Origin of the sequence: Microcystis sp. M49636_WE2, from assembly GCF_030065375.1 — a bacterium.
GTDB lineage: Bacteria > Cyanobacteriota > Cyanobacteriia > Cyanobacteriales > Microcystaceae > Microcystis > Microcystis aeruginosa_C.
The window spans coordinates 1-2519 of the sequence record NZ_JASJFG010000351.1 but is presented as its reverse complement, the minus strand read 5'-3'; the positions used below and the strand labels follow the sequence as shown (position 1 = coordinate 2519).

At 40.9% G+C, this 2519-nt stretch carries 4 protein-coding genes; 2 read left to right on the top strand and 2 right to left on the bottom strand.

Annotated features, from left to right (window positions below; translation table 11 throughout):
* Together PX484_RS08365 and PX484_RS08360 are read left to right on the top strand one after the other, a co-directional pair.
* Nucleotides 1-240, top strand: a 240-nt coding sequence (locus PX484_RS08365; protein ID WP_502882708.1) for a TerC family protein, incomplete at its 5' end; no start/stop codon positions are given.
* A 138-nt stretch (nucleotides 241-378) separates the two neighbouring features.
* Nucleotides 379-618, top strand: a complete 240-nt coding sequence (locus PX484_RS08360) for a hypothetical protein (RefSeq protein ID WP_223210634.1) — start codon at nucleotides 379-381, stop codon at nucleotides 616-618.
* A gap of 77 nt (nucleotides 619-695) precedes the next feature.
* Here PX484_RS08360 and PX484_RS08355 read toward each other — a convergent pair whose 3' ends face one another.
* Together PX484_RS08355 and PX484_RS08350 are read right to left on the bottom strand one after the other, a co-directional pair.
* Entirely contained in the window at nucleotides 696-1094 is a 399-nt protein-coding gene (locus PX484_RS08355; protein ID WP_002762678.1) for a YidH family protein, read from the bottom strand.
* Nucleotides 1095-1165: 71 nt separating this feature from the next.
* A complete protein-coding gene (locus PX484_RS08350) occupies nucleotides 1166-1972 on the bottom strand; it encodes a prohibitin family protein (protein ID WP_288103432.1) in 807 nt (268 codons plus the stop codon).
* Nucleotides 1973-2519: the final 547 nt, after the last annotated feature.

Genomic DNA, 2519 nt, shown 5'->3' with positions numbered 1-2519 from the left:
CTTCTGACTGGTGGTATTTTGGGAATGTTAGCCCTACGATTTTTGACCGGTTTATTTGTCAGGTGGTTAGCTGAGTTTGTTTACCTACAAGATGCGGCCTATCTGACGGTTTTAGCGGTAGGGGGAAGATTGTTATTAAAAGCTTGTCAACCAACCTATTTGCCGCCAGAGTGGATGGTATTAATGATGGTGGCGGCCTCCTTAAGTTGGGGCTTTTCTAGGCGTGTTGTGGTGGAATAGTTCTGGCAGCAAGGGATTTTCTCAATTTTTTAGGAGCGTGTCAACCGTTATACTCCGGGAGGATGGGCGACTGTGACATAATTTGGGACTAGGTACGGTAAGAGTCGCTAGTGAACCCCGTTAGCCTTGGAGACTTCCTTGCTAGACACCATTTCCACCCTATCCCCAAAACTAACAGCGATCGAAACCAAGGGAAATCCTCTCCCCAAAGTTGTCAGTTGTTCCTCCACCTGTCGTTATTGTCGGTTTTATAAGTTTCAGGGGAGAGGAAACGGCTATTGTCAACGCTTGGGAGTCGCTGTCCACAGTCATTGGCGCGCCTGTCCTTTGATTTGTCCACCTTTCGCCCCTTCCTGGGAAAGGTCGGAAAATGGGTAATTCTAAGTAGTTATCTGGATTTTACCGCCTGTATCGAGCAATTTTCTCCCCATCCCGCTCCGTCCGAGGATGGGGTTTTAATCGAAACCGATGCTTTCTACTCCACCGCTATCGGGACTGGTGGCGACAAAATAGAGAATTCCCGACCCTAGACAAGCGATCGCTATACTAAAGCAAATAATCCAGACTTGAGCAGGTTCGTAGCTATTACTATCGATCGCTCGCCGGATGAGAAAATATCGGCGCGTGGCGATGACAACGGTTAATAATCCCACCATAGCGAAGACAAAACCCAACAACCAACCCAGTCCTAGAGATGACGAAGATACTGTTCGTAAACGCAAAATGACCAGACCAAAACCCATCAAAGCGATGGAAGCGCGCATCCAAGACAGATAGGTGCGTTCGTTGGCCGAATGATCTCGCCAGTAATCAGGGTTAAATTTCTGCTTTGTCTTTTGGGATTTAAATAACATAGAGGAGTTCCTCGCTGGGAAGTTCAATAAAATCAAGTATTCTTTCTTATGGTTTTAATAAATTGTTTTTATCATCTAGTTTTTCGCTTATCTTTAACCAATTCAAGGGACTTGAGCAGATTATCATCCATAAATAGGGGGAGTTTACCGTCCCATCTTTCGATCGCTTTGTTCTGTAAAACTTCTGGACTTAAGGAATCTTGGAGAATGCGATGAGCTTCCGCCTCTCCTTTAGCCAGATTGATTTTCACTTCCGATTCTTTCAGAGCTTTCAGCACCATAAAACCGGCTTTTTTGGCTTCCTGTTCGGCAATTTGTTTGGCTTCCACCGCCTCGGTAAAGCGATCGGAAAAGTTGACATGAACCAAAGAAATATCATCGACACCGATATGATAATTTTTCAGTCTTTCGCTCAAACGAATATCTACTTCCCCTTTCACCTCCTCCCGTTTAGTAATTAATTCTTCGGCGGTATATTTAGCCATAACTTCCTTGAGAATTTCCTCCACTGCTGGATCGATCACTCGTTCGATGACAGCCGCTTCATCGCCAATTTGTTGAAAAATATTATTAACTTCTGATGCTAAAATATGCCAATTCAGGGCCACATCTGTGAATACTTCCTGTAGGTCTTTGGAGGAAGCTTCGGCCGCTATCTGTTGTTTTTGGATTCTCACACTTAGTTTTTTTACCGTGTTAACAACGGGAATAATCCCGTGAATGCCCTCATTAAGTATTTTCTCCTGTACTTGACCAAAAACCATTAAAACCCCTCTTTCTCCCGCATTGACAATCACGAAAGGATTAAAAATAATCGCCAAAATTAATAACAAAAAAAAGAGATTACTTGGCCTAGCAAAAAGACGAGTTTTAAACATTTTAATTGAGAATAGAGATGGTTGATAGTATAAGTTTACATATAAATAAAAGGGCTGATTTTATCTTGGTAATTAGTGACAGTTTTATCTATTTTAATAATTTCAGCAACTAGAAAATGAAGATGAAGTCAGATTTAGTCTCGTTATTTATTTCCCTTCTGGCTGGCAAAATATCGGAAAATACTTGTCTATTTATAGTTATGATATTCGCCAATTAAATGTTTTAGTAATCATGGATTAAAACGAGCATCTCGTTAGTTGTTGACCCAAAAAGCATTTATTTATCCAAGAAAGCAATCGGGGTTATCCAGAAGCAATTATAACAAAATTTCCCTTGTCTTAAATGGTACGGCTCTTCGGGAATTGTTATGCAAATAATTAACTTAAAATAAAATTCGATGAGAGCGCCTACGCTCAAAAGTATCTGAAATCCATATAGGGAAGGACTTAAGGCATCAACAGGTTAATACCAAAAGATAGACAATCGAGTTAAGATTTGATATAATAGCCAAAAACCAGAGTATTTTACTTATGATACTTGACAAAT

What these genes read in the sequence shown, in the direction of transcription:
- PX484_RS08355 (WP_002762678.1), bottom strand. Translation starts at nt 1,094, where the DNA reads ATGTTATTTAAATCCCAAAAGACAAAGCAGAAATTTAACCCTGATTAC.
- PX484_RS08350 (WP_288103432.1), bottom strand. Translation starts at nt 1,972, where the DNA reads ATGTTTAAAACTCGTCTTTTTGCTAGGCCAAGTAATCTCTTTTTTTTG.